Genomic DNA, 24,154 nt, shown 5'->3' on the forward strand with positions numbered 1-24,154 from the left:
GCCTGATGCATGGATTCAGTCTGTCGAACCCCTGAAGCCATGCGCGAAACCGGCGTCATAGAGCCGCGAAACGGCGGTCGTGTCCCGTTCACGCGCGCCGAGTGCCGGGCTGGCGAGGATCATGGCCTGACGGTCGATGCCGGCCTCACGGCATTGTGCCGCGATGTCGGTCAGGGTGCCGCGCAGGATGCGTTCCTCGCCCGGCCAGCTCGCCTTTTCGACCACCACGATGGGGGCCGAATCGGACCAGCCGGCGGATCGCAACTCGGCGACGACGGATGCGATGCGATCGATCGAGAGATAGATGCAGAGACTGCAACCGTGCGCCGCCAGCGCCGCCAGGGATTCGCCTTCAGGCATCGGCGTGCGTCCGGCGATACGGGTGAAGATGAGGGTCTGGGTGACTTCGGGCAGGGTGAGCGTCTCGCCCGCCGCTGCCGCCGAGGCCATCGCGGAGGACACGCCCGGCACGATTCCAACCCTGATCCCGGCGGCGTCCAATGGCCGCGCCATTTCAGCGAGTGCACCGTACAGGCTCGGGTCACCGGTTTGCAAGCGCACCACGGTGGCGTGTCGTGCCGCCCGCTCGATGAGCCAGTAGGCAATCTCATCGAGCGTCATCCCGGCTGAATTGGCGATCTCGCAATCCGCCCGGGTCCATTCCAGCGCCGCTTTCGACACCAGCGACCCGGCATAGAGCACCGCCCCGGCCTCGGCCAGCAGCCGGGTGCCGCGCACCGTGATGAGATCCGCTGCGCCCGGACCGGCGCCGACGAACCAGACTTGACCGCTCACAGGTTCACTCTCTGCGCTGAATGCGCCGGGATCGAGGTGCAGAGCGTCCACTCATTGATCGGTCTGGGTTTGCCGAACAGATAGCCCTGAAACAGATGACAGCCGTTGGCGTGCAGAAAGGCGCGCTGCTCTTCGGTCTCCACTCCCTCGGCGATGACGTCGATGCCCAGCGACTGACTCATCGCCAGGATGGCGCGGACGATGGCGGCGTCATTGGGGTCGGTGGCGATATCGCGCACGAATGACTGGTCGATTTTCAGTTGATCGAGCGGCAGCCGTTTGAGATAGGACAGTGAGGAATAGCCGGTGCCGAAATCGTCCATCGAAAAGCCGACGCCGAGCGCCTTGATCTGCTGCATGCGGCTGGCGACCTCGGCGGCGTTTTCGAGCACCACGCTCTCGGTCAGCTCCAGCTTGAGTCGTTGCGGATTGGCCCCGGAGCGATCCAGACTGGACCGGACCTGGGTGACGAAATCGGGCTGGTGAAACTGCCGCGCGCTGATATTGACCGCCAACTGCCAGGAACGGCAGTGCGCCTGGGTCTCCCAGATCTTGAGCTGGGCGCAGGCGGTGTCCATCACCCATTGACCGATGGGGAGGATCAGCCCGGTCTCCTCGGCCAGCGGGATGAACTCGGCGGGAGAAATCAGTCCATCCCTGGCGTGCCGCCAGCGCAGCAGCGCCTCGGCGCCGATACAGCATCCATCCTGATCGACCTGCGGCTGGTAGAAGAGCTGTAATTCATCCCCGACCAGCGCCTGACGCAGCGCGGTCTCCAGCGCCATCCGCGACTCGATGGCCGCCTGCATCGCCGGATTGAAGAAGCGTGTCGTGTTGCGCCCGGCGTCCTTGGCCTGATAAAGCGCCACGTCCGCCTGCTTGAGCAGGACGTCAATCGGCGCGTCATGGCCGCAGAAGAGGGTCAGACCCAGGCTGGGCGTGCTGTAATGGGTCTTGCCGTCACCGGTCAGGGTGTAAGGTGTGTTGAGCGCGGCCCGGATCTTCTCGGCGATCATCTCGGTCGCACTGGCGGCTGCCTGCTCATCCGTGCCCAGGTCTTCGAGTATCGCCACATATTCGTCGCCGCCCAGACGGCAGACGGTGTCACCCTCGCGGAGACTGGTGGTGATGCGCTGTGCGACCTCAATCAGCAGCCGGTCGCCGACATCGTGGCCCTGCGTGTCGTTGAGCACCTTGAACCGATCCAGGTCGAGCATCATCAGCGCGCCGTACTGCCGGCTGCGCTGGCTGCTGATCAGTGCGTGACCCAGTCGGTCGAGCAGCAGACGGCGGTTGGGCAGTCCGGTGAGCGAATCGAAATAGGCGAGCTGACGGATCTGCTCTTCGGTCTCCTTGCGCGCGGTGATGTCCAGCGCACTGAAGGTGACGCCCTGATCGAGATCATCCGGGTTGATCAGCGAGGTGGACAGGATCACATCGATCAGCGTGCCATCCCTGCGTTGCCAGCGGGTCTCCAGCGTGCCGACGTCCTGCTCCAGAGCCTGCGTGTAAATATCGTGTCCGACCTGCTCGAACTCGGCATCGGATGAATAGAGCAGGCGCGAAGATTGACCGATCAACTCCTCGCGGCTGTAACCCACCATGCGCAGAAGGGTGTCATTGGCCTCTCTGAATACACGCTTGACCAGTACTCCGATGCCTACTGGTGCGGCGCGCAGGATGCTGTTCGCGCGGGCCTCGCTCTCGCGCAGGGCGGCCTCCGCCCGCCGCATGTCGGTGATGTCGCGCGTGATCGAGAGGATGCATGACTCACCGCCAAGGGTGATGATATGGGCCGACATGAGTCCGGTGATCACCCGTCCGTCTTTCATGGCGAAGCGGGCTTCCAGATTTTCGCAGTAGCCGGCGTGCAGGAGCGCGTCAACAAGCTGCTGCCGGTCGGCCAGATCGTGCCAGATTTTGAGTTCGCGAGAGGTTTTGCCGATGACTTCGTCGCGCGTCCAGCCGGTCAATCGCTCGAAACCCTCATTGATATCCAGATACAGTCCGTCGGCGAGCCGGTTGATATTGATCGAATCGGGACTGGTCTGGAAGGCCAGGCGATAGCGCGACTCGCTGTCGATCAGTTTGTCCAGTGTCGCGCGCTGCTCGAATTCGGCGCCAGCCCGCATGGCGAGGATGCGCAGCGTCGCCTGAACCAGTTCGGCATGGGCGAGCGGCGAACGACCGATGCCGACGATGAGACCGATGACGTCGCCCGACGAGTTGCGGATGGGTTCGCCGACATAGCTTTCGGCGCAGAGCCGTTGCAAATCCTCGTCCTGGGGATACATGGCCTGCACCCCGGATGCGATGCAGCGTCGCGCGCCGCTCAAGACCTCCTGACAGGGAGTGCCGGAAATGTCGTAGGACCAGTTTGCAAAAAGTCGTCCATCCAGCCAGGCGGACTGGGTGGCGACGCGCCGCTCCCCCGGCACCAGACAGGCAATGTGTACATAGTCGAGCGCCAGCGTTTCCGCGGCATGGCGGACGATTTCCGCGCAGAAGCCCTGACGGCTCGGCGCGGAGACGAACTCAGCCGTCGCTGCCAGGGTCGCTTCAAATGCATGACGCTGAATCATTTCCATGAGTCGTTTTCGACTTCAGCCGTGTCATCAGGATGGCAATGACGAGTATCTCTGTCAGTGGGGCGGAAAGTCCAGCGTCCGGGACAGTCTGGACACTAAACCGCGTCCAGAGCGATAGGCGTCCCAGCCAGAGCGACTCGCCGGGGCCAACTGCACCGATGCTGATCGTTGTCGTTGTCGTTGTCGTAATCGTCGTCGGCTTGCGAATCTTCGACAACGACAACGATCAGAGACGGTCTCGGGACTTCTGCACGGCGGTGCAAGACAGCCACTCGCGGCAGCCCATGACCCCAAAGCCACCCGCTTTGCGGGTGGATTTTTACAATTTCATGTTATTGAATATCTTAAACCGCGCCAGCGCCAACCGCCGTCGATTCTGCAAAGGCCGACCCAATCCCTAAACATCGCCTGCCGCACCGGGCGCGGTTTAACTGAAATCAGGAAATCCTTCACATCATGACATTCGGCAAGATCTATCTGGTCGGCATCGGCCCCGGCGATGCGGCGCACATGACGGCGCGGGCGCGCGAGGCGATCACGCAAGCCGATGTCGTCATCGGCTATCGCACCTATACCCGCCTGATCGAAGACCTGCTGGCGGGCAAAGAGGTCATCGAGAAAGGCATGGCCGAGGAGCTCGACCGCTGTACCGAGGCGCTCGATCTGGCGCGACAGGGACACCGGGTCGCGCTGGTGTCGTCCGGCGATGTCGGTGTCTTCGGCATGGCCGGACCACTGTACGAGGTGCTGTTCGAGCAGGGCTGGACGCCGGGGGAGGGGATTGCGGTCGAGGTGGTGCCGGGGGTGACGGCGGCATCCTCCTGCGCCTCGCTGGTCGGCGCGCCGCTGACGCACGATTTCTGCGCCATCTCGCTGTCGGATCTGCTCACCCCCTGGCCGGTGATCGCGCGCCGCCTGGAGGCCGCTGCGCGCGCCGATTTCGTGACCGTGCTCTATAACCCCAGGAGCAGTCGCCGTCCGCGTCAGATTCTGGAGGCCCGCGACCGCTTTCTGCGTCATCGCGATCCGGCGACCCCGGTTGCCGTGGTGCAGGCGGCCTATCGTCCGCGTGAAGCGGTCGTCCTGACCACCCTCGCCGACATGGCCGATGGCGATGTCACCATGCTGACCAGCCTCATCATTGGCAATTCCAGCAGCTTCGCGCGCGAGGGTCTGATGGTCACGCCGCGCGGCTATGCCGCGAAATACGATCTGGCCGATGGCGCCACGCGACCGGGCGAGGCGCCGCGTGTCTCGCTCTCCAGCGGTCTCGATGGCTGGCGGCGACAGTTGCGGGAGCAGGCTGCCAGAGAGGGAATCGACGCGGCGGCGCTGGCGCTCTCGGCCAGCCATTCGCAGGTGCTCGATGCGCTGGCCGAGACCGGGGCGGACGATTTGAACGTGACACTGGCGCCGGATTCGCGCGAACTCCTTGAACGGGCCCTGACCTGGGAGGACGCCAGGCTGCGATTGTCGGCGACAGGGCAGGGCGGCGTGACCATCGATCTGGCCGGCCAGCGGGCGCGCGAGGATGGCGACAGGCTGATCATCGACGGGGCCGGCTGGCGGGTCGAACTGCCCTGGCCGTCGGTTCGGCACGCCTATCTGGTCCGGTCAGCCGCCGGGGATTCCGTCTGGTTCCAGGATGTCGATGGGGCGAACCTGTTACGGATCGAGTGCCGCCGTTCACTGCAAAAGCCCTGGATCTGATCGGCGCCGTCCAGCCACGAGATTGCGCGCGATCGCCATGCCGGACCGGGCCATGGCTGTGGATGTGTGCCGTGGTATCTTTCGATTCACCAGGATTCCTGCCGGATACATTGCCGTCATGACGAGAGGTCACTTATCCCCGGAAGCGTCCGTCACCCTTGCCGATCGGCTCCAGGGTTTTTTCGGAGAACATCGAGCCGACCTGGTCCGCTTCGCGACGCTTCAACTGCGCGATCCCGCCATGGCGGAGGATGCGGTGCAGGAGACGCTGATCGCCGTCCTGCAGGGTCACGCGGAGTTCGCCAATCGGTCCACGGTCAAGACCTGGGTCTTTTCCATTCTCAAGCGCAAGATCATCGATGCCCTGCGCGTGCGGCAGCGTGAGGTGCCGATCTCCCAACTGGGAGGCAGTGATGAGGAACGCGAGGGTTTCGACACCCTGTTCGATCAGCGCGGTCACTGGGCGACCGAGCACCGGCCGCATCGTTGGGCGGATCCGGACGATTCGCTGGAGCAGCAGCAGTTCTGGCGCGTCTTCGAGCTTTGTCTCGACCACCTGCCCGAGCGCACCTCCCGAGTGTTCATGATGCGTGAGTTCCTGGAGCTGGACACCGATGAGATCTGTCAGGAACTGGCCATCACGACGTCCAATTGTTGGGTGATCCTGCACCGCGCGCGGATGAGCCTGCGCCTGTGTCTTGAGGAAACCTGGTTTACCCACTGAGGATTGTCGGAGTGCTGTCTGGATGATGAACTGCAAGCAAGCCACCCACCTGATGTCGGAAGATCTGGACCGTCCACTGCGCTGGCGCGAACGGATGGCGCTGCGATTCCACCTGATGATGTGCGGCGGCTGCCGCAATTTCAGGCAACAGATCGCCTTCCTGCGCGCTGCAATGCGGATGCGGTCGGGCGGGAATTGAGGCGAGCGCCTCATGCCATATCGGCCTGGTCAATATTTTTCGAGGCTCCACGCGATTCGGCTGTAAGGATCCGCTTCCCCCGCCGACTATTCCCCGAGACCGCAAACGGAGCGATTCAGGCTCTGGGTTTCGACATCGCATTGATCGACCGTTTTCATTCACTGAATCACATTATTGGAGCCGATCCATGACCACGACCGCCAACCAGACCGTGACCGCCGCCGCCCTCGCCCTGGCCCTTGGTACCGCCCTGACCATCGCCGCCGTGCCAGCGGGTGCGGCCGAGAACGGCGCCAAGGAAAAGTGCTACGGCGTCGCCCTCAAGGGCAAGAACGACTGCGCCGCCGGGCCGGGCACCTCCTGCGCCGGAACCTCCACCAAGGATTATCAGGGCAGTGCCTGGAAGCTGGTGCCCAAGGACAGTTGCGTGACCACCGCCTCACCGACCTCCCCAACCGGCCACGGTCAGCTCGCCGCTTTCAAGGACAAGTCCTGAGAACCAGCGGGGAGCGTCAGCCATGATCTCAGTGCCGAGTTTCATTTCAAGCCCGGCGGATGCTCCCCGGTCAGGGCGCCACGCCGGCCTGCCCCCCCGGGCCGGCGTGGGCCTCAAGCCGCAACATATTCCCGACATCCTGGACGAACGGCCAGACCTCGGGTTTTTCGAGGTCCATGCCGAGAATTATCTGGTCGCTGGCGGCCCGCTGCATGCCGACCTGACCTGCATCGCCGAGCGTTATCCACTCTCGATCCATGGCGTGGGGCTCTCGATCGGCGGGGAAGACCCGCTTGACCGCGACCATCTGCACGCCCTGCGCGACCTGCTCGACCGTTATCGGCCAGCGATGTTCTCGGAGCATCTCGCCTGGTCCAGCCACGGCGGCGTCTTCTGGAACGATCTGCTGCCGGTCCCCTACGATCTTTGCACCCTCAACCGGGTCTGCGCCCACATCGACCAGGCCCAGGAAGCGCTCGGGCGGCGCATCCTGCTGGAGAACCCGGCGACCTATATCGAATTCGCCGGCTCCACCCTGAGCGAGACCGATTTCATCGGCGAGCTGGTGGCGCGCACCGGCTGCGGTCTGCTGCTCGATGTCAACAATGCCTATGTCTCCTGCACCAACCACGGGCGAGACGTGCATGCCTATCTGGCGGCGCTGCCGCTCGGGCAGGTCGGGGAGATTCATCTGGCCGGGTTCCATCGCGAGACCGACAGCGTCGGCGATCCGCTGCTGATCGATGACCACGGCAGCGCCGTGGACGCGGCGGTCTGGTCGCTCTATGCCTGGACGCTGGAGCGCATCGGCCCCCAGCCCACGCTGATCGAATGGGACAACGCGGTCCCCGATTTCGCGCGGCTGTTCGCGGAGGCCGCTCGCGCCCAGACCTGTCTGACCCGCGCAGATGCCGGGCGTGAGGTGGCCGCATGAGTGGTCAAACAGACTGGTGCGCGGCCCTGCTCGACCCGGCGCGGACGGTCCCCGCCGGTCTCGTCACCTGGAACGGGTCCGACCCCGTGCAGCGGTTCGCGGTCTATCGCAACAACGTCACGGTGTCGCTGATGGGGGCCATCGCCGATACCTTCCCGGTCTGTCAGGCGCTGCTCGGCGCGGCGCGTTTCCGCGCTCTGGCGCGCGCCTTCGTGCGCGACCAGCCACCGCGTTCACCGGTCCTGGCGCGCTACGGCGCGGGTTTCGCAGACTTCGTTGCCGCCAGCCATCTGGCCGATGACTGGCCCTGCCTGCCCGACCTGGCGCGGCTGGAGCTGGCCTGCCTGGACGCACTCCACGCGGGCGACGCCGAGCCCATGGATCCAGCCACTCTGGCCGCCGTCATGGCCGGGCCGGAGCGACTGCCCGCGCTGCGCCTGAGGCTGCATCCCAGCCTCGCCGCCCTGGATTCGCGTTACGCGGTGGTCTCGATCTGGGCGGCGCATCAAGGCGACGAGACGCCAGCGAACATCGATCCTGACGTGCCCGAAAGCGCCTGGGTGCTGCGCCATGATCGCTCGGTGCGGGTGCTGCCGATGGCGGTCGGTGATGTCCGTTTCATCGCCGCGCTGCGCCATGGTCTCACCCTGGGCGAGGCGGCAGCGCTGGCCGCCGACGGGGCGGATTTCGATCTCACCCGCTGTCTGACGGTCCTGCTGCGCGAGCAGGTGCTGACCGGTATCCACGACCCCGACCTGAGGATCCACCCATGAAGGCTGATGCTCCATCCCTGCCGAGTCGTCTGGCTGCCGCCGTTGCCGCCCCCGTCCCGTGGCTGGAGCGCATCCCGCACAGCCTGATCGCCCTGCTCGGGCGTTTCTCCATCGCCGCCGTGTTCTGGAGGTCCGGCCAGACCAAGGTCGAGGGATTCTCCATCGACCTCGTGAATGGCACCTTCGAGCCGGGCTGGCCGCGGCTGTCGGACTCGGCGGTGTTTCTGTTCCGGGAGGAATACCGGTTTCCGCTGGTCTCGCCCGAACTGGCGGCCTATGCCGCCGCGACTGCCGAGCATCTGTTCCCGGTTCTGCTGCTCATGGGTCTGGCGACCCGCTTCTCGGCGCTGGCCCTGCTGGGCATGACCGCCGTCATCCAGTTCCTGGTCTATCCGGACGCCTGGGCCGTCCACGGTACCTGGGCGACCATTCTGCTCTATCTGGCCGCCACCGGGCCGGGACGCCTGTCGGTGGACTGCTGGCTCTGGGATGGTCGGCGCGGCGATGGATGACGATCTCTCAGCCGTCGTGACACCGGCTTGTTGGTCCGCGACAGCGGCCTTATAGTCTTGGCATGAAACGCGCGCGACACCCGATCTCAATCCTGTTCATGCTCTGCTGGCTGATCATGCAGACGCAGGTTCTGGCGTCCGCGCTGCTTGGTTGCGCACATCAGGATGCCGGTTTTTCCGCCGACACCGCTGCGGCCTGTCCGCTTCATGCGCAAGGCGCCAGCCCGGATCTCGAACCGCCGGACCACGGCGAGCGGCTGCTCGACTGTCAGGCCTGCGCCCTGCACTGCACCATCGGGACGCCCGCCCTCGCGGCGGCGGCGCTGATTTTACCTGACCTGGGCGGTTGCGCGACGCATGGCGCCGCACTGATCCGGCACCTCGACGGCCGTGTGCCCGATTCGCTTTATCGCCCCCCGATTGCCTGATCTCACCTGAACGAAATCCGGAAGGCCTGGCCGGAGATGGCGCGATGCCATCGCCGGTCGGCTTGCAGGTTTTGATCGCGCGGCCCCGCCGCGCGCGCTCAGCAGGAGATCCAGACCATGACCTTTTCCTCTCTGACCCGCCTGAGTGCGGGCCTTGTCGTCGTGCTGACGATGACCCTTCCGTCCCTGGCCGGCGGTACCGATCCAATGCCCGCGCCCGGCGCGTCGTCGGGGCACACCCATCAGCACGAGGCCGCACCCGTTTATGTCTGCCCGATGCATCCGCAGATCCAGAGCGACCAGCCCGGTTCCTGCCCTATCTGTGGCATGAGTCTGGTGCCCCGGCAGACGGACGAACACGGCGGCGCCGCATCATCGCAGACGGAAGCGAAGACCGACGCCCATCCGCCCGTCACCCTGAGCGGAACCGTCATCCAGAACCTGGGTGTGCGCACTGCTCACGTCGAGCGTGGAGCACTGAGTCAGTCGATCCGCACCCTCGGGCGCGTTACCTACGACGAGACCCGTCTCGCCCATGTGCATCCGCGCGCGGCGGGCTGGATCGAGGCTCTGAGCCTGCGCGCCGAGGGCGAGCCGGTCAGGAAGGGACAGGAACTGGCGGCGTTCTATGCCCCCGACATCCTCTCCGCTCAGGTGGATTTTCTGATCGCCACCGATCCCCAGACATCCGGAGAGCGCCGGATCAAGGCCGACAAGGCGCGCAATCTGCTGCGTCTGCTCGATGTGCCCGAGGCGGTCATCCGCGACATCGAGCGCACCCGCGCGACCCGCAACACGGTGCCGGTTCTGGCCCCGTTGGACGGCATCGTCACCCGCCTGATGGCCCGTGAGGGCATGTATGTGACCCCCGACAGCGAGATGTTCGCCATCGCCGATCTGAGCGCGGTGTGGGTGCTGGCGGATGTGTTCGAGCACCAACTGGCCTGGATCACTCACGGCCTGAAGGCGGAGATGAGCGTGCCCGCCTGGCCGGGCCGGACCTGGGAAGGCCGGGTGGATTATCTCTACCCGGAACTGGATCCCAGGACGCGCACCCTGCGCGTCCGGCTGGTCTTCCCCAATCCGGGACTGGATCTCAAGCCGAATCTCTTTGCCAAGGTGATCATCTTCGGCGACCCCGGAACGGCGCGGCTGACGATCCCGCGCGAGGCGCTGATCCAGACCGGGCAGCGCGCGAGCGTGATCAGGGCGCTGGGCGGCGGACGTTTCCAGCCGGTTGACGTGACGGTCGGCATGGCGGTGGATGAGCGGGTGGAGATCCTCGCCGGACTCGACGAAGGCGACGAGATCGTCGTCTCAGGTCAGTTCCTGATCGACTCCGAGTCCAGTCTCCAGGCGAGCTTCCAGCGGCTGTCCGACCCGGCAGCCGTCACCGGCCACCGGCACTGAGGGGACATCATGGAACACCTCATCAAGTGGTCGATCCACAACCGTTTCCTGGTCCTGATCGCGACCCTGCTGCTGACTGGCTGGGGCATCATTTCCATCCAACAGACGCCGCTGGACGCCATTCCGGATCTCTCCGACGTGCAGGTCATCGTCCGCACCGACTTCCCCGGACAGTCGCCGCAGGTGGTGGAGGATCAGGTGACCTATCCACTCGCCACCATCATGCTCTCGGTTCCGGGTGCGCAGACGGTGCGGGGTTTCTCGATGGTCGGGGACTCCTATGTCTATGTCATCTTCGAGGACGGCACCGATCTCTACTGGGCGCGCTCGCGGGTGTTGGAATATCTCAATCAGGCCGTCTCGCGTCTGCCAGCGGGGGTCACGCCGCGACTGGGGCCGGACGCCACCGGGGTTGGCTGGGTCTTCAGCTATGCCCTGATCGATCGCAGCGGGCGGCACGATCTGGCACAGCTTCGCAGTCTTCAGGACTGGTTCCTCAAGTTCGAGCTGCAAAGCGTGCCCGGCGTGGCGGAGGTCGCGACCGTGGGCGGCATGGTGCGTCAGTATCAGATCGTCGCCGATCCCGCAAAGCTGCGCGCCTATGGCATCCCGCTGGCCCGTCTGTCGGAGGCCATCCGCAACGCCAATCAGGAGGTCGGCGGCTCGGTCATCGAGCTGGCCGAGGCGGAATACATGATCCGCAGTCGCGGTTATCTCGCCTCCCTGGCGGACATCGAGACCATCCCGGTGGACGTGACCCCGGAAGGCACGCCGGTTCTGCTGCGCGATCTCGCCTCGGTGCAGATCGGCCCGGAGATGCGCCGGGTGGTCACGGATCTGGATGGTGAAGGCGAGGTCACGGGCGGCATCGTCGTGATGCGCGACGGCGAGAATGCACTGACCACCATCGCCGCGGTGAAACAGAAACTCGACCAGCTCCGACCCGGTCTGCCCGATGGCGTGGAGATCGTCCCGACCTACGACCGCTCGGGGCTCATCCAGCGGGCGGTGGACAATCTCCAGGGCAAGCTGGTGGAGGAATTCATCGTCGTGGCCCTGGTGTGCCTGATCTTCCTCTTCCATCTGCGCTCGGCCTTTGTCGCCATCGTCAGTCTCCCGCTCGGGATCCTGGCGGCCTTCATCGTCATGCACCATCAGGGCATCAACGCCAACATCATGTCGCTGGGCGGGATCGCCATCGCCATCGGGGCCATGGTGGACGCGGCCATCGTCATGGTCGAGAACGCCCACAGGCATCTGGAGCGTTATCACCAGGCGCACGGTCAGCCACCGACCGGCGAGGCACACTGGCGTACCATCACCGAAGCGGCCAGCGAGGTTGGCCCGGCGCTTTTTTTCTCGCTGCTGATCGTGACCCTGAGCTTCGTACCGGTGTTCACCCTGGAGGCGCAGGAGGGACGGCTGTTCGCCCCGCTCGCCTTCACCAAGACCTATGCCATGGCCGCCGCTGCCGGACTGTCGGTCACCCTGGTGCCGGTGCTCATGGGCTATTTCATTCGCGGTCGCATCCCGCGTGAGGAGGCCAATCCGCTGAACCGCTGGCTCATCGCGCTCTATCGACCCTTGCTGCGCGGGGTGCTGAATGCGCCGCGCGTGACCATCATCGCCGCGCTGCTGATCGTGTTCAGTGTGCTGATTCCCTTCCAGACGGGATCCGGTCCGGGCTCGGAGTTCATGCCCGAACTCGATGAGGGCGATCTGCTGTATATGCCGACCACCCTGCCGGGGATCGCTATCGGCAAGGTCCAGCAGTTGCTCCAGCAGACCGACCGTCTGATCGCGACCGTCCCCGAGGTGGAGCGGGTGTTCGGCAAGGCCGGTCGCGCCGATACCGCGACCGATCCGGCGCCCCTGACCATGATCGAGACGACCATCCTGCTCAAGCCGAAGGATCAGTGGCGTCCGGGCCTGACGCTGGCGGGTCTGATCGAGGAACTGGATGCACGGGTGCAGGTGCCCGGCGTCACCAATGCCTGGGTCATGCCGATCAAGACGCGCATCGACATGCTCGCCACCGGCATCAAGACCCCGGTCGGGATCAAGGTCGCGGGGCCGGATCTGGCCGTGATCGAGACGATCAGTCAGGACATCGAGCGCGTGCTGCGCCAGCTTCCGGGCACGGCCTCCGCCATCTCGGAGCGGGTCACCGGTGGACGCTATATCGAGATCCGACCCGACCGCATGGCGGCGGCGCGGCTCGGGCTCAACATCAGCGACATCAATGAATTGGTCGCTGCGGCGGTGGGCGGGGTCAAGGTCACCGAGACCGTCGAGGGGCGGGAACGCTACCCGGTCAATCTGCGTTTCCCGCGCGAACAGCGCGACGATCTGCACAGGCTCCGCGACCTGCCGCTCGTGACCCCGACCGGTGCCCAGATCCCGCTGGGACAGATCGCCACCGTGGAGATCGTCGATGGCCCGCCCATGCTCAGAAGCGAGAACGCCCGGCTCAACGGCTGGGTCTATGTGGATATCCGTGACGTGGATGTCGGGCGCTATGTGGCGGCGGCCCAGGCGAAGGTCCGCGACGCGGTCAGGCTTCCGCCGGGTTACTCCATCACCTGGTCCGGCCAGTATGAATACATGCTGCGCGCCAAGGAGAAGCTGACCCGGGTGGTGCCCTTCACCCTGGTCATCATCTTCGTCCTGCTCTATCTCATTTTCCGCCGTGCCGCCGAGGCCTGGCTGGTGATGCTGTCGCTGCCCTTCGCCCTGGTCGGCGGCTTCTGGTTCGTGTTGCTGCTGGGCTACAATCTGTCGGTCGCCGTGGCCGTCGGATTCATCGCGCTGGCCGGTGTGGCTGCCGAGTTCGGGGTGGTGATGCTGGTCTATCTGGACCACGCACTCAGGGATGCACGGGCCGCGAACCGGCTCAACAGCGTGGCCGATCTCAGGACCGCCATCATGGAGGGCGCGGTGATGCGGGTGCGGCCCAAGGCCATGACGGTCGCCACCATCTTCGCCGGACTGCTGCCGATCATGCTCGGCGACGGCGCGGGGTCGGAGGTCATGCGCCGCATCGCCGCGCCCATGGTCGGCGGCATGATCACCGCGCCGCTGCTGAGTCTCTTCGTGATTCCGGCGATCTATCTGGTGTGGCGACGGCGGGAACTGATCTAAAAGGATTAAACCGCGTCCAGCGCGAGAGGCTGAGTTTCGAGTGAGTTCGATGCTGTTCGTTGTCGTTGTCGTTGTCGTTGTCGTTGTCGAAGATTCGCAAGCCGACGACGATTACGACGACGACAACGACAACGACAACGACAACGATCAGAGAACGATCAGAGACGGTTGCTCAGGGTTGGTCGAAAAAGAACCGCTCTTCGTTTTGCGCCGGCTGGAGATCGTCGAGCCAGAGCGCCGTCGGGTCATAGCGGGCAAAGAAGGGTCGCAACACCCAGTCTGGATTGCGGGCCTGCAGGAACTGAAGCGTGAAGACAGGTTCTCCATCGATCTCGTTCACGCCCATCACCTGCACCTTGCCCGGTGTCGTGGACATGCTCGGGCCGCGTACCGTGCGCGCCAGACCGCTGACCTGCTGATAGGCGGCCTGGAAGATCTCCCAGGCCCGGGCCAGCGGCACCCCGAAATAGTGCTGGGCGCCGGTATCCCGGGCCAGAAACATGTAGTAGGGGATACAGCCGGCCTTGACCTGTTCCCGCCACATCTCGGCCCAGATCTCGGGCGAGTCGTTGATGTGGGCGAGCAGGGGCGACTGGGTGCGGATTTCCGCACCGGTATTGCGGATGCGGCTGATCGCCTCCTGGATCTGGGGATGAGCAAGCGCCCGGTAGTGGTTGAAATGGGCCATGATCGCCAGATGCTTGCCGGCCTGATTGACGCGCTCGAACAGTCGCAGCAGGTCGTCGGCATCGGGGTCGGTCAGAAAACGATGGGGCCAGAACGTGAGTGCCTTGGTGCCGATGCGGATACTGGTCAGATGCGGCAGGTCGGCCTGGAGTACCGCGTCGATATAACTGGCCAGGGTCCGGGTCTTCATCACCAGCGGATCGCCGCCGGTGATGAGCAGATCGGTCACTTCGGGATGGGTTTGCAGATACTCGACCAGGAGCGTCGTCTCACGACCGGCAAACCGCAGATCGGTGTTGCCGACAAACTGCGCCCAGCGGAAGCAAAACGAACAGTAGGCGTGACAGGTCTGGCCCTGGGTTGGGAAGAACAGCACCGTTTCCGGATATTTATGCTGCATTCCAGAGAGCGACTGACCGTCCAGAACCGGAACATTCCGGTCCATCTGCCCGGCGGGGTGTGGGTTCAGTTCGGCCCGAATGGCCTGTGCAACGGCGGTGATGTCCTCCTTCTGGCCGCGCTCCATGACCCCGGCCATGCGCGCGAAATGTTCGGGACGCAGCATCTCCCGTACCGGAAAGACCAGACGGAAATAGGGATCATCCGGCGCATGACGCCAGTCGATCAGTTCCTCCACGACGAAGTTGTTGGCGCGAAATGGCAGCACCTGCGCCACGATCTCGATCTCACGGCGCACATGGCGTGGCAAGCGGGCAAGTTGTGGAATGCGTCCCAGGTCGCGCAGGGTGTAAGGTTGATAGGTTGGTGACGATGACGCAGCGAAGGCCGGTGTGGAGACAGTTGCGCGAAGATTGCGCATGGCAGCCCCTCCTGTTCTTGGCGATGGCGACCGGCAACCGTCATCCGACGGGGCGGAAGCACCATGTTTTTTCGGGATGCAGCGGCACAAACCATCCATGACCGCTACGCGAGGAGGCTGGGCGTTGAGCCAGCCAGAGACACCCGGAGCGGGTGCACGGAAAGTCAGGACGGATGCGGATTGAGTGGGTTAAGGTACCGCAGGGGTGCGGTGTGCGCCCGGAGCCTGACTTGTCGATCCGCGCCGGATCCTAGTGGATCGAATCCGGGATTGCAATCATTCGCCTCGCGACCAGTCCCGGCTCGCGAGGTGCGGATGAATCAGGCTGTGTGCTGACGCTTGCGTCGCTGTGTCTGAATCCTGTCCGCCAGCAGCCCGATCAGGATCCCGCCAGCGCCGATCAGCAGCCATAGCGGGAGTCCGATTCCGCCGCCCAGGGCCACGATACTGGCGGCCGCATTGCCGAGCAGCATGAAGGTGGCGACGAGTGAACCCAGCCCCAGGCGAAAGGTCCAGGAGCGCGCGTCCCAGATGATCACCTTCAGGGTCAGAGACATGACCTTCACCAGCGGCCAGGCCGCTCTGTGTTCGCGGGTCAATGCCAGCATGGCGGCGATCTTTCTGCCGCCGCGCAGTTCGCCATAACGAATCGTTCCCCATCCGCGGGACCACTCCAGCAGACGATGCTGTTCGGCGGGCGGAAGGCGCCGCAGGGATCTAACGATGGCAGGTTCAGTTTCGGTTTCCGGCATGTCGGGCATGGGTGTCTTCTCCATTAAACCGCGCTCAGCGCGGTATGTGATGTTTGTGGATTGGGTCGTTGCCTGAATCAGGGTTTTGATTTAGACAGGATTAACAAAATTAACAGGATTGAAAACAGCGACTTAAAAACGCTGTCAATCCTGTTAATCCTGTCTAAAGGATTTGGTGACGGGTAAGGGCTTTGCTGGAAATGGCTGCCTGGATCAGGGTGCCAGGCGCTCGATGCGCCAGTCGCCTCGGTCGTCACGGGTATAGCTGAAGCGGTCATGCAGCCGGCTCTCGCGTCCCTGCCAGAACTCGATCATCTCGGGCACGACCCGATAGCCGCCCCAGAAATCCGGCAGCGGCACCTCGCCGTGGGCGAATTTGCGGGCGATCTCGGCAACCTTGGCCTCCAGCAGTGAGCGTGAGCCGATCACCCGGCTCTGCGGCGAGGACCAGGCGCCGATCTGGCTGCCGCGTGGGCGGGTGGCGAAATAGGCCAGCGACTCGGCGGTCGGGATGCGCTCGGCCCGCCCACGGATCTGCACCTGCCGCGCCAGCGCCACCCAGGGAAAGAGCATGGCAACCTGAGGGTTGCGGTCGATCTCCCGGGCTTTGTGGCTTTCGTAATTGGTGAAGAAGACGAAGCCACGCTGATCGTAGAGCTTGAGCAGTACGGTGCGGACGGATGGCTGGCCGCTGGTATCGACGGTGCAGAGACTCATGCCGTTCGGTTCCGGGAGGTCAGAACCGATGGCGGTCTCGTACCAGCCCTGGAACTGCTGGATCGGGTCGGGATCCAGATCCGCGCGCGACAGTCCGCGCGCCATCAGCTCCTGGCGGACGGCTTCCGGGTTGATGTTCATACCCGCCTCCCTGTGTCTGAGTCGGCAGGTCTGCCTGAACGGTCGGTATCGACCGCTGCAATTCGGATGGTCATCAATGCTCGCCTTGCTTAAACCGCGCCCGGCGCGGTATAGGATGTTTTTGGATTGGATCGGCCCTGGCAGCATCGATGGCTGTTGATGCTGGTTGGCTCGGTTTAAGATATTCAATAATATGAAATTTTAAACCGCGCCTCCACTGAGGCCAGGGAAATCCTCAAGAGGTGAATGCAAACTGAAGATTACACATACCGCGCTGGGCGTGGTTTAATTTAATAGAAAAAATTAGAATAATTGACTCGTCAAATGCTTGCCATTTGGGTTATGTTTGCAGGTTAATACCGAGTAAGATAGTCAAACATCTGCCGTTTCGTTTCCGCATATTGCCACGGATGCTCCGGTCAGGAGGCCTGGGAAGACGGTTAGCGAGCGGTTCACCATAGCACCCATGAGGAGTATTCCAAATGACCCGCCAGGAACAGATCAAGGCACTTGAGCAGGATTGGGCTCAGAATCCCCGCTGGACCGATGTGAAGCGCGGCTATTCCGCTGAGGACGTGGTGCGCCTGCGCGGCTCCGTCCAGCCCGAGCACACCTACGCCAAGCGTGGCGCCGAGAAGCTCTGGAATCTGGTCCGTGGCGAGGCGAAGAAGGGCTATGTGAACTGCATGGGCGCCATCACCGGCGGTCAGGCGATGCAGCAGGCCAAGGCCGGCATCGAGGCGATCTATCTGTCCGGCTGGCAGGTCGCCGCCGACGGCAACACCTCCGAGACCATGTATCCCGACCAGTCGCTCTATGCCTATGACTCGGTCCCGACCATGGTGCGTCGCATCAACAACAGCTTCAAGCGTGCCGACGAGATCCAGTGGTCGCGCGGCATCGGTCCCGGCGACGCGGGCTACATCGATTACTTCCTGCCGATCGTGGCCGATGCCGAGGCCGGTTTCGGCGGCGTGCTGAACGCCTTCGAGCTGATGAAGAACATGATCGTCAATGGCGCCGCCGGCGTCCACTTCGAGGACCAGCTCGCAGCGGTCAAGAAGTGCGGTCACATGGGCGGCAAGGTGCTGGTCCCCACCCGCGAGGCGGTCGAGAAGCTGATCGCCGCGCGTCTGGCGGCTGATGTCATGGGCGTGCCCACGCTCCTCCTGGCCCGCACCGACGCCAAGGCAGCCAACCTGCTGACCAACGATGTCGATCCCAATGACCGTCCCTTCCTCACCGGCGAGCGTTCCGACGAAGGCTTCTACCGCGTCAAGAACGGTGGCGAGCAGGCGATCAGCCGTGGTCTGGCCTATGCCCCTTATGCCGATCTGGTGTGGTGCGAGACCGAGACCCCCGATCTGGGCTTTGCCAGGGAGTTCGCCGACGAGCTGCTCAAGGCCAACCCCAACAAGCTGCTGGCCTACAACTGCTCGCCGTCCTTCAACTGGAAGAAGAATCTGGACGACAAGACCATCGCCAAATTCCAGGACGAGCTGGGCGCGATGGGCTACAAGTACCAGTTCATCACCCTGGCCGGCATCCACAACATGTGGTACAACATGTTCGACCTGGCCTATGACTACGCCCGCGGCGAAGGCATGAAGCACTATGTCGAAAAGGTGCAGGAGCCCGAGTTTGCGGCGCGCGACAAGGGTTACACCTTTGTCTCGCACCAGCAGGAGGTCGGCGTCGGCTACTTCGACGACGTGACCACCGTCATCCAGGGCGGCCATTCCTCCGTCACCGCGCTGCACGGCTCGACTGAAGAAGAGCAGTTCTAATCCTGTTTTCCGGGCGACGACTGCGTCGCCCGGAAAGCAGGATAATCATCGAATATTTTTGATTTTTTAAATCGCGCCAGCTCCGGCAATCGTCGAGGCTGCCAAAGCGTATTCAATCCAAAAACATCGCATACTCCACGGGGCGCGATTTAAAAATGGACATCAAGACCGCTGATCTCTACGACCGTTATGAAGACGCCCTGCGGGTCTGCGAGCCGATCTTTCGCGATTTCGGCGGGCGTGTCCGTTTTGGCGGTCCTATCGTCACGGTCAAGTGTTTCGAGGACAACTCGCAGGTCAAATCGACCCTGGCCGAACCGGGCGCGGGGCGGGTGCTGGTGGTGGATGCGGGCGGTTCGCTGCGCTGTGCCATGCTCGGCGATCTGATCGCGGCGAGCGCGGTCGAGAACGGCTGGGCCGGCGTCATCCTCTTCGGCTGTATCCGCGACAGCCGCGAGATCGGCGAGATGCCACTTGGTGTCAAGGCACTGGCGACCAATCCACGCAAGAGCCAGCGGCGCGGCGAAGGTCAGCGCGACATCCCCGTCACCTTTGCCGGTGTGCGTTTCAGCCCCGGCGATCATGTCTACTGCGACGAAGACGGCATTGCGGTCGCCGCCGAGCCGCTTACTTGAGCGAATGAAACCGAGCGCGCCATCCTTCTGCCAACTGACGACTGCCCACTGAAAACTTAAAATGGCCTGGATCGAAGCCAAACGCATCGCCGAGGTCATCCTCGCCGGATTCGAGCGCCACTATCGGCTGTTCCGCGAAATCACCGCAGGCGCCAAGGCGCGTTTCGAGTCAGCCGACTGGCCGGCGGTGCAGATGGCCGCCAGCGAGCGCATCAGTTTCTATGACACGCGCATCGCTGAGACCATTGCCCGGCTGCGTCGCGAGTTCAATCTGCGTGATCCCAGCGATGCGCTCTGGCGACGGGTCAAGGTCGAATATCTGCGTCTGCTGCCGCAGCACCATCAGCCCGAGCTGGCCGAAACCTATTACAACTCGGTCTTCTGCCGGCTGTTCGACCGTCACTATTACAACAACAGCTATATCTTCGTCTGGCCCCTGATCTCGACCGAGCATCTGGAGGCCGAGATCCCCATTTTTCGCGCCTATTATCCGGCCCGCGACGGCTTCACCCGCGTTATCGCCAATCTGCTGCGTCATACCGGCTTGCGGCGTCCCTTTCGCGACCGTCGCCGCGATATCCGCTGCATCATGCGCGCCATTCGCGAGCGATTCCCGGCCAATCGGGCGCTCCAGCAGAATTTCCAGATCGTCGTCCTGCGTCCGCTCTTCTATCGCAACAAGGGTGCCTATCTCATCGGCAAGGCGATCAACGGGGCGGATCAGACGCCCTTTGCCATCCCTATCCTGAACGACGAACAGCAGGGGCTCTATGTCGATACCCTGCTGACCGGCGAGGAAGAAATCTCGGATATCTTCAGTTTCGCGCGTGCCTATTTCATGGTGGACACCGAAGTCCCGGCGGCGGTGGTGGATTTTCTACGCCCGCTGATGCCGCGCAAGGGCAAGGCTGAACTCTATACCGCCATCGGCTTGCAGAAATTCGGCAAGGCCGAGTTCTATCGCGATTTCCTGAAGCATCTGCGTTATTCGACCGACGATTTTGTGGTCGCGCCCGGCATTCGCGGCATGGTGATGTGCGTCTTCACCCTGCCTTCGTTCCCCTTCGTGTTCAAGATCATCAAGGATCGCTTTCCGCCGCCCAAGGAAAGTAGCCGCGAGCTGGTCAAGCAGAAATATCAACTGGTGAAGATGCACGACCGGGTCGGGCGCATGGCCGACTCCTGGGAATATTCGCATGTCGCCTTCCCGCTGCGGCGTTTTGCCCCGGCGCTGCGCGAGATGCTGGAGAGCGAGTGCGCCGCCAGCATCGAGGTCCAGGGCGATCAGCTCATCATCAAGCACCTCTATATCGAGCGGCGCATGACGCCGCTGAATCTTTATCTGCACACGGCTGATGACGAAGACCTCCGTCATGCCATCGCTGAATACGGCGATGCCATCAAACAGCTTGCCGCCGCCAATATCTTTCCCGGCGATTTCCTGTTCAAGAATTTCGGCGTCACCCGTCAGGGTCGGGTCGTCTTTTACGACTACGACGAACTCTGTTATCTGACCGAGTGCCATTTCCGCGCCATCCCCGAAGCGCCCAATCCTGAAATGGAAATGGGCGAGGATGTCTGGTACACGGCCGGACCCAATGATGTCTTTCCGGAAGAATTCGAGACCTTTCTGCTGACCGATCCACGGATCCGCAAGATCTTCCGCGAACTGCACAGCGAGCTGCTCGACCCGGCCTGGTGGCGTGCCCGGCAGGACCATATCCGCGCCGGACATCTGGAAGATATCTTCCCCTATCTGACCGAGCGTCGCTTCCGTCCCAAACGCGAAGATTGCCCGCGCATGTCCTCGGGTATCCGCGAGTAAGCGTCAACCCGGCGATGCCTGACGCGGCCTGACTGTTCGCAGGTCGCGTCGCCTTGCATCAGGGCAGTCGCACCGGCTCCGGCGGCTGCCAGCCGGGGTCGCGATGCTCGGCCACGACCGTGGTATAGATCCCGCCGCGCACATTGAAATCGGCGGTCAGACGCATGAAGCGCGGCGCGATGGCCGTGACCAGATCGCTCAGAATCAGATTCGTCACCGCCTCATGGAAGGCGCCCTCATCGCGATAGGACCAGACATAGGTCTTGAGCGCCTTGAGTTCCGCGCACAGTCGATCCGGCACATATTCCAGCGTCAGTTCAGCGAAATCGGGCTGGCCGGTCTTGGGGCAGAGACAGGTGAACTCGGGCACCCGGATGCGGATGGTGTAGTCCCGTTCGGGTTGCGGATTGGGGAAGGTTTCGAGCGCTTTGCTCGGCAGGCTGGGCATGGTCTTCGTCTCATGATCGATTGGGCCGCGCGGGACGCGCGAACCACAGACAGTTGGTAAACCGCGTCCAGAGCGGCAGGCGATGTTTTTGGATTGGATCAGCCTCGGCAGAATCAAGGATTTCCGGAGCTGACGCGGTTTATATCATTAAAAAATATAAAATTTTAAACCGCGTCTCCACTGAGGCCGAGACAATCTCAAAGGTTGAACACAAACTAAAAAGGACGTCTATCGCGCTGGACGCGGCTTAGTCTACGACCATCGCGCTGGACGCGCGACGGGTTCAGCCCGACGACCGGTTTTCCCCCGGTTTTCGTGGCAGGGAGGTCTGTCAGACCGCTTCGGCGCGCGGGGACGCATGCATTCCCGCGCGCACGCAGCGCAGCAACCCATAGTCGTACTGGCCATCGAAGGCATCGAAGACCGGCTTGAGCGCCATGATCGACCGCTCCGGCAACTGGTCGAAGGCGAATTCGATGCGTCGAACGATCTCGTCATCGAGCCTGACGACCTCGCGCGCGTCAAGCTCGCCTTCCTCAATGCAGCGCGACAGATGCGTATAAATCGTGTCGAGCTTGACCGAGCGGCGCGCGGCGATGGCCTCCGGTGTCAGTCCGGTGCGAAAAAGATCAAGCGTTTCCTGCACCGTGTCGCTCAGACCCGACTCCCAGACCCGGCCTGGATGCGGCGGCGCTTTGCCGAGCCCGGCGGTTGGCAGGGGCGGCAGTCCGGACGGGCGACCATGTTGCGACTCATGATCGGCCAGTACCTGTAAAAAGCCCGCACCGAAACGCTCCAGCTTGGCCTGACCGACACCACTGATCCGGCTCAGCTCGGCCAGACTGCGGGGGCGATAGGCGAGGATCTCACGCAGGGTCGAGTCGGCGAAGATGACATAGGCCGGCACGTTCTGCGCCAGCGCCAGTTCACGGCGATGGTCGCGCAGCACCTGCCAGAGCGCGGCGGCCTCTGGATCGGTCGGGACGGCCGCGACGGGTGCGCGTGCGGCGCGGGTCGCCTTTTGACGGTCGGGATCACGGCGCAGCCGGATCCCGCGCTCGCCGCGCAACAGGGGTCGGCTCGTCTCGGTCAGCCGCAGCGCGCCGTGCCCTTCCATATCGACCGCAGCCAGACCCGCCGCCACCAGTTGCCGGTAGACCGAGCGCCATTGGTCGGCGCTGAGTTCCCTGCCGATGCCGAAGGTGCTCACCTGATCGTGCCCAACACGGCGGATGCGCTCGCTGGACTTGCCGAGCAGCACCTCGGTCAGATAGGCGCTGCCGAAACGCTGTCCGGTGCGATAGATGCAGGACAGCGCCTTCTGCGCGGCGACCGTGCCGTCCCAGGTCTCGACCGGCTCCAGACAGGTATCGCAGTTGCCGCAGGGCGCGGGCAGGCTCTCGCTGAAATAGTTGAGCATGACCTGACGCCGGCATTCGGTCGTCTCGCAATAACCCAGCATGCCGTCGAGCTTGTGCAGCTCGATGCGCTTGAAGTGTTCGTCCGCATCCGAATCCTCGATGAAGCGGCGCAGCATCACCACGTCGCTCAGGCCATAGGCCATCCAGGCATTGGCCGGCTGACCATCGCGACCGGCGCGGCCCGTCTCCTGATAATAGGATTCCAGACTCTTGGGCAGATCCAGATGGGCGACGAAACGCACGTCCGGCTTGTCGATGCCCATGCCGAAGGCGATGGTCGCGACCATGATCACGCCTTCCTCGCGCAGAAAGCGCGCCTGATGGTCGCGGCGCGTCTGGGCGGACAGACCGGCGTGATAGGGGAGGGCGGCAAAACCCTGGCCCTGAAGATAGACCGCCGTTTCCTCCACCCGCTTGCGCGACAGACAGTAGACGATGCCGGCGTCCCCGGGATGCTCGCGGCGCAGAAAGGCAAGCAACTGCTGGCGCGGGTTCGCCTTCTCGACGATCCGGTAGCGAATGTTCGGGCGGTCGAAACTGGAAACGAACTGACCGGCCTGCTCCAGACGCAGCCGGGTGACGATCTCGTTGCGGGTCGGGACATCGGCGGTGGCGGTGAGCGCGATGCGCGGCACCTGCGGCCAGCGTGCGTGCAGCAGATCGAGCTGGATGTACTCGGGGCGAAAATCATGTCCCCATTGCGAGACGCAATGGGCCTCGTCGATGGCGAAGAGCGCGACCGGAATCCGCTCCAGCAGACTCAGAAAGCGCTCGGTCAGCAGGCGTTCCGGTGCGACATAGACCAGATCCAGCGCGCCGGTCTGCATCGCCTGTTCCACCGACCGCGCCTGTTCCGGCGTGAGCGACGAATTGAGGAAGGCCGCGCGCACCCCGAGCTGGGTCAGGGCGTCCACCTGATCCTGCATCAGCGCGATCAGCGGCGAAACCACCACCCCGACGCCCGGTCGCAGCAGCGCCGGGATCTGATAACAGAGCGATTTGCCGCCACCGGTCGGCATCAGCACCAGCGCATCGCCACCCTTCATCACCTGTTCGATGATCTCGGCCTGCGCGCCCCGGAAGCGGTCATAGCCGAAGATTCGGTGCAGAATCTGCCGTGGCGTTTCGTCCATTCTTGCACTCAGGTCATCAGGTTCGTGATTCAGATGGCAGGATAATCGAACCGGTGTCAGCTTGACAGGGGGTGCTTG

20 protein-coding genes are annotated in these 24,154 nt (G+C 63.6%); 13 read left to right on the top strand and 7 right to left on the bottom strand.

What is annotated here, in order from left to right; translation table 11 throughout:
- Positions 1-15: 15 nt before the first annotated feature.
- The gene (cobM, locus tag EDC35_RS05375) at positions 16-795 is read right to left on the bottom strand and encodes a precorrin-4 C(11)-methyltransferase (protein ID WP_132976189.1); all 780 of its coding nucleotides are present in this window, start codon (positions 793-795) and stop codon (positions 16-18) included.
- Positions 792-3,383: a putative bifunctional diguanylate cyclase/phosphodiesterase gene (locus EDC35_RS05380; protein WP_243651454.1), complete on the bottom strand. Its 2,592-nt coding sequence runs from the start codon at positions 3,381-3,383 to the stop codon at positions 792-794. Before EDC35_RS05380 ends, cobM begins: the two co-directional genes overlap by 4 nt.
- 456 nt (positions 3,384-3,839) lie before the next feature.
- On the opposite strand from EDC35_RS05380, the gene cobJ reads away from it, so the two are divergent.
- The 10 genes from cobJ to EDC35_RS05430 all read left to right on the top strand — a co-directional run bounded on the left by cobJ (position 3,840) and on the right by EDC35_RS05430 (position 13,710).
- Entirely contained in the window at positions 3,840-5,093 is a 1,254-nt protein-coding gene (gene cobJ, locus EDC35_RS05385; protein ID WP_132976190.1) for a precorrin-3B C(17)-methyltransferase, read from the top strand.
- A gap of 22 nt (positions 5,094-5,115) precedes the next feature.
- Complete coding sequence (locus EDC35_RS05390; protein ID WP_207896118.1) at positions 5,116-5,817, top strand: sigma-70 family RNA polymerase sigma factor; 702 nt, start codon at positions 5,116-5,118, stop codon at positions 5,815-5,817.
- A gap of 22 nt (positions 5,818-5,839) precedes the next feature.
- The gene (locus EDC35_RS05395) at positions 5,840-6,016 is read left to right on the top strand and encodes a zf-HC2 domain-containing protein (protein WP_132976191.1); all 177 of its coding nucleotides are present in this window, start codon (positions 5,840-5,842) and stop codon (positions 6,014-6,016) included.
- Between the two features lie 187 nt (positions 6,017-6,203).
- A complete protein-coding gene (locus tag EDC35_RS05400; RefSeq protein WP_132976192.1) occupies positions 6,204-6,512 on the top strand; it encodes a BufA1 family periplasmic bufferin-type metallophore in 309 nt (102 codons plus the stop codon).
- A 22-nt stretch (positions 6,513-6,534) separates the two neighbouring features.
- The gene (gene bufB / locus EDC35_RS05405) at positions 6,535-7,446 is read left to right on the top strand and encodes an MNIO family bufferin maturase (RefSeq protein WP_132976193.1); all 912 of its coding nucleotides are present in this window, start codon (positions 6,535-6,537) and stop codon (positions 7,444-7,446) included.
- On the top strand, positions 7,443-8,219 hold the full coding sequence (locus EDC35_RS05410; RefSeq protein WP_132976194.1) for an HvfC/BufC N-terminal domain-containing protein: 777 nt from the start codon (positions 7,443-7,445) through the stop codon (positions 8,217-8,219). Before bufB ends, EDC35_RS05410 begins: the two co-directional genes overlap by 4 nt.
- A complete protein-coding gene (locus EDC35_RS05415) occupies positions 8,216-8,731 on the top strand; it encodes a DoxX family protein (protein WP_132976195.1) in 516 nt (171 codons plus the stop codon). The genes EDC35_RS05410 and EDC35_RS05415 overlap by 4 nt, the downstream gene beginning before the upstream one ends.
- Before the next feature lie 98 nt (positions 8,732-8,829).
- On the top strand, positions 8,830-9,159 hold the full coding sequence (locus tag EDC35_RS05420) for a hypothetical protein (RefSeq protein ID WP_132976196.1): 330 nt from the start codon (positions 8,830-8,832) through the stop codon (positions 9,157-9,159).
- A gap of 117 nt (positions 9,160-9,276) precedes the next feature.
- The gene (locus tag EDC35_RS05425; RefSeq protein ID WP_132976197.1) at positions 9,277-10,569 is read left to right on the top strand and encodes an efflux RND transporter periplasmic adaptor subunit; all 1,293 of its coding nucleotides are present in this window, start codon (positions 9,277-9,279) and stop codon (positions 10,567-10,569) included.
- A 9-nt stretch (positions 10,570-10,578) separates the two neighbouring features.
- On the top strand, positions 10,579-13,710 hold the full coding sequence (locus EDC35_RS05430; protein WP_341539423.1) for an efflux RND transporter permease subunit: 3,132 nt from the start codon (positions 10,579-10,581) through the stop codon (positions 13,708-13,710).
- A 172-nt stretch (positions 13,711-13,882) separates the two neighbouring features.
- On the opposite strand, the gene EDC35_RS05435 is transcribed toward EDC35_RS05430, so the two are convergent.
- From EDC35_RS05435 to pdxH, 3 genes are all read right to left on the bottom strand, one after another.
- On the bottom strand, positions 13,883-15,217 hold the full coding sequence (locus EDC35_RS05435) for a KamA family radical SAM protein (protein WP_132976199.1): 1,335 nt from the start codon (positions 15,215-15,217) through the stop codon (positions 13,883-13,885).
- 320 nt (positions 15,218-15,537) lie between these two features.
- Positions 15,538-15,978, bottom strand: a complete 441-nt coding sequence (locus EDC35_RS05440) for a hypothetical protein (protein WP_132976200.1) — start codon at positions 15,976-15,978, stop codon at positions 15,538-15,540.
- Between the two features lie 204 nt (positions 15,979-16,182).
- Complete coding sequence (gene pdxH / locus EDC35_RS05445) at positions 16,183-16,827, bottom strand: pyridoxamine 5'-phosphate oxidase (protein ID WP_132976201.1); 645 nt, start codon at positions 16,825-16,827, stop codon at positions 16,183-16,185.
- Positions 16,828-17,309: 482 nt separating this feature from the next.
- Here pdxH and aceA point away from each other — a divergent pair, with 482 nt between their 5' ends.
- From aceA to aceK, 3 genes are all read left to right on the top strand, one after another.
- Positions 17,310-18,614 (top strand): isocitrate lyase, encoded by a 1,305-nt coding sequence (gene aceA, locus EDC35_RS05450; RefSeq protein ID WP_132976202.1) that lies wholly within the window; start codon positions 17,310-17,312, stop codon positions 18,612-18,614.
- 155 nt (positions 18,615-18,769) lie between these two features.
- The gene (gene rraA / locus EDC35_RS05455) at positions 18,770-19,249 is read left to right on the top strand and encodes a ribonuclease E activity regulator RraA (protein ID WP_132976203.1); all 480 of its coding nucleotides are present in this window, start codon (positions 18,770-18,772) and stop codon (positions 19,247-19,249) included.
- 61 nt (positions 19,250-19,310) lie between these two features.
- Positions 19,311-21,074: a bifunctional isocitrate dehydrogenase kinase/phosphatase gene (gene aceK / locus EDC35_RS05460; protein WP_132976204.1), complete on the top strand. Its 1,764-nt coding sequence runs from the start codon at positions 19,311-19,313 to the stop codon at positions 21,072-21,074.
- A gap of 58 nt (positions 21,075-21,132) precedes the next feature.
- Here aceK and queF read toward each other — a convergent pair whose 3' ends face one another.
- Positions 21,133-21,522, bottom strand: a complete 390-nt coding sequence (queF, locus tag EDC35_RS05465) for a preQ(1) synthase (RefSeq protein WP_132976205.1) — start codon at positions 21,520-21,522, stop codon at positions 21,133-21,135.
- Positions 21,523-21,853: 331 nt separating this feature from the next.
- Positions 21,854-24,076 carry a DNA helicase RecQ gene (gene recQ / locus EDC35_RS05475; protein WP_132976207.1) on the bottom strand — a complete coding sequence of 741 codons (2,223 nt, stop codon included), beginning with the start codon at positions 24,074-24,076 and terminating at the stop codon, positions 21,854-21,856.
- Positions 24,077-24,154 lie beyond the last annotated feature (78 nt).

It is taken from the genome of Thiobaca trueperi (genome assembly GCF_004342175.1).
Lineage (GTDB): Bacteria > Pseudomonadota > Gammaproteobacteria > Chromatiales > Chromatiaceae > Thiobaca > Thiobaca trueperi.

Bases quoted from the DNA above. Each gene is read 5' to 3' on its own strand.
- EDC35_RS05380 (WP_243651454.1), bottom strand. From the start codon at position 3,383: ATGGAAATGATTCAGCGTCATGCATTTGAAGCGACCCTGGCAGCGACG.
- cobJ (WP_132976190.1), top strand. From the start codon at position 3,840: ATGACATTCGGCAAGATCTATCTGGTCGGCATCGGCCCCGGCGATGCG.
- EDC35_RS05395 (WP_132976191.1), top strand. From the start codon at position 5,840: ATGATGAACTGCAAGCAAGCCACCCACCTGATGTCGGAAGATCTGGAC.
- EDC35_RS05400 (WP_132976192.1), top strand. From the start codon at position 6,204: ATGACCACGACCGCCAACCAGACCGTGACCGCCGCCGCCCTCGCCCTG.
- bufB (WP_132976193.1), top strand. From the start codon at position 6,535: ATGATCTCAGTGCCGAGTTTCATTTCAAGCCCGGCGGATGCTCCCCGG.
- EDC35_RS05410 (WP_132976194.1), top strand. From the start codon at position 7,443: ATGAGTGGTCAAACAGACTGGTGCGCGGCCCTGCTCGACCCGGCGCGG.
- EDC35_RS05415 (WP_132976195.1), top strand. From the start codon at position 8,216: ATGAAGGCTGATGCTCCATCCCTGCCGAGTCGTCTGGCTGCCGCCGTT.
- EDC35_RS05420 (WP_132976196.1), top strand. From the start codon at position 8,830: ATGCTCTGCTGGCTGATCATGCAGACGCAGGTTCTGGCGTCCGCGCTG.
- EDC35_RS05425 (WP_132976197.1), top strand. From the start codon at position 9,277: ATGACCTTTTCCTCTCTGACCCGCCTGAGTGCGGGCCTTGTCGTCGTG.
- EDC35_RS05430 (WP_341539423.1), top strand. From the start codon at position 10,579: ATGGAACACCTCATCAAGTGGTCGATCCACAACCGTTTCCTGGTCCTG.
- EDC35_RS05435 (WP_132976199.1), bottom strand. From the start codon at position 15,217: ATGCGCAATCTTCGCGCAACTGTCTCCACACCGGCCTTCGCTGCGTCA.
- EDC35_RS05440 (WP_132976200.1), bottom strand. From the start codon at position 15,978: ATGCCCGACATGCCGGAAACCGAAACTGAACCTGCCATCGTTAGATCC.
- pdxH (WP_132976201.1), bottom strand. From the start codon at position 16,827: ATGAACATCAACCCGGAAGCCGTCCGCCAGGAGCTGATGGCGCGCGGA.
- aceA (WP_132976202.1), top strand. From the start codon at position 17,310: ATGACCCGCCAGGAACAGATCAAGGCACTTGAGCAGGATTGGGCTCAG.
- rraA (WP_132976203.1), top strand. From the start codon at position 18,770: ATGGACATCAAGACCGCTGATCTCTACGACCGTTATGAAGACGCCCTG.
- aceK (WP_132976204.1), top strand. From the start codon at position 19,311: ATGGCCTGGATCGAAGCCAAACGCATCGCCGAGGTCATCCTCGCCGGA.
- queF (WP_132976205.1), bottom strand. From the start codon at position 21,522: ATGCCCAGCCTGCCGAGCAAAGCGCTCGAAACCTTCCCCAATCCGCAA.
- recQ (WP_132976207.1), bottom strand. From the start codon at position 24,076: ATGGACGAAACGCCACGGCAGATTCTGCACCGAATCTTCGGCTATGAC.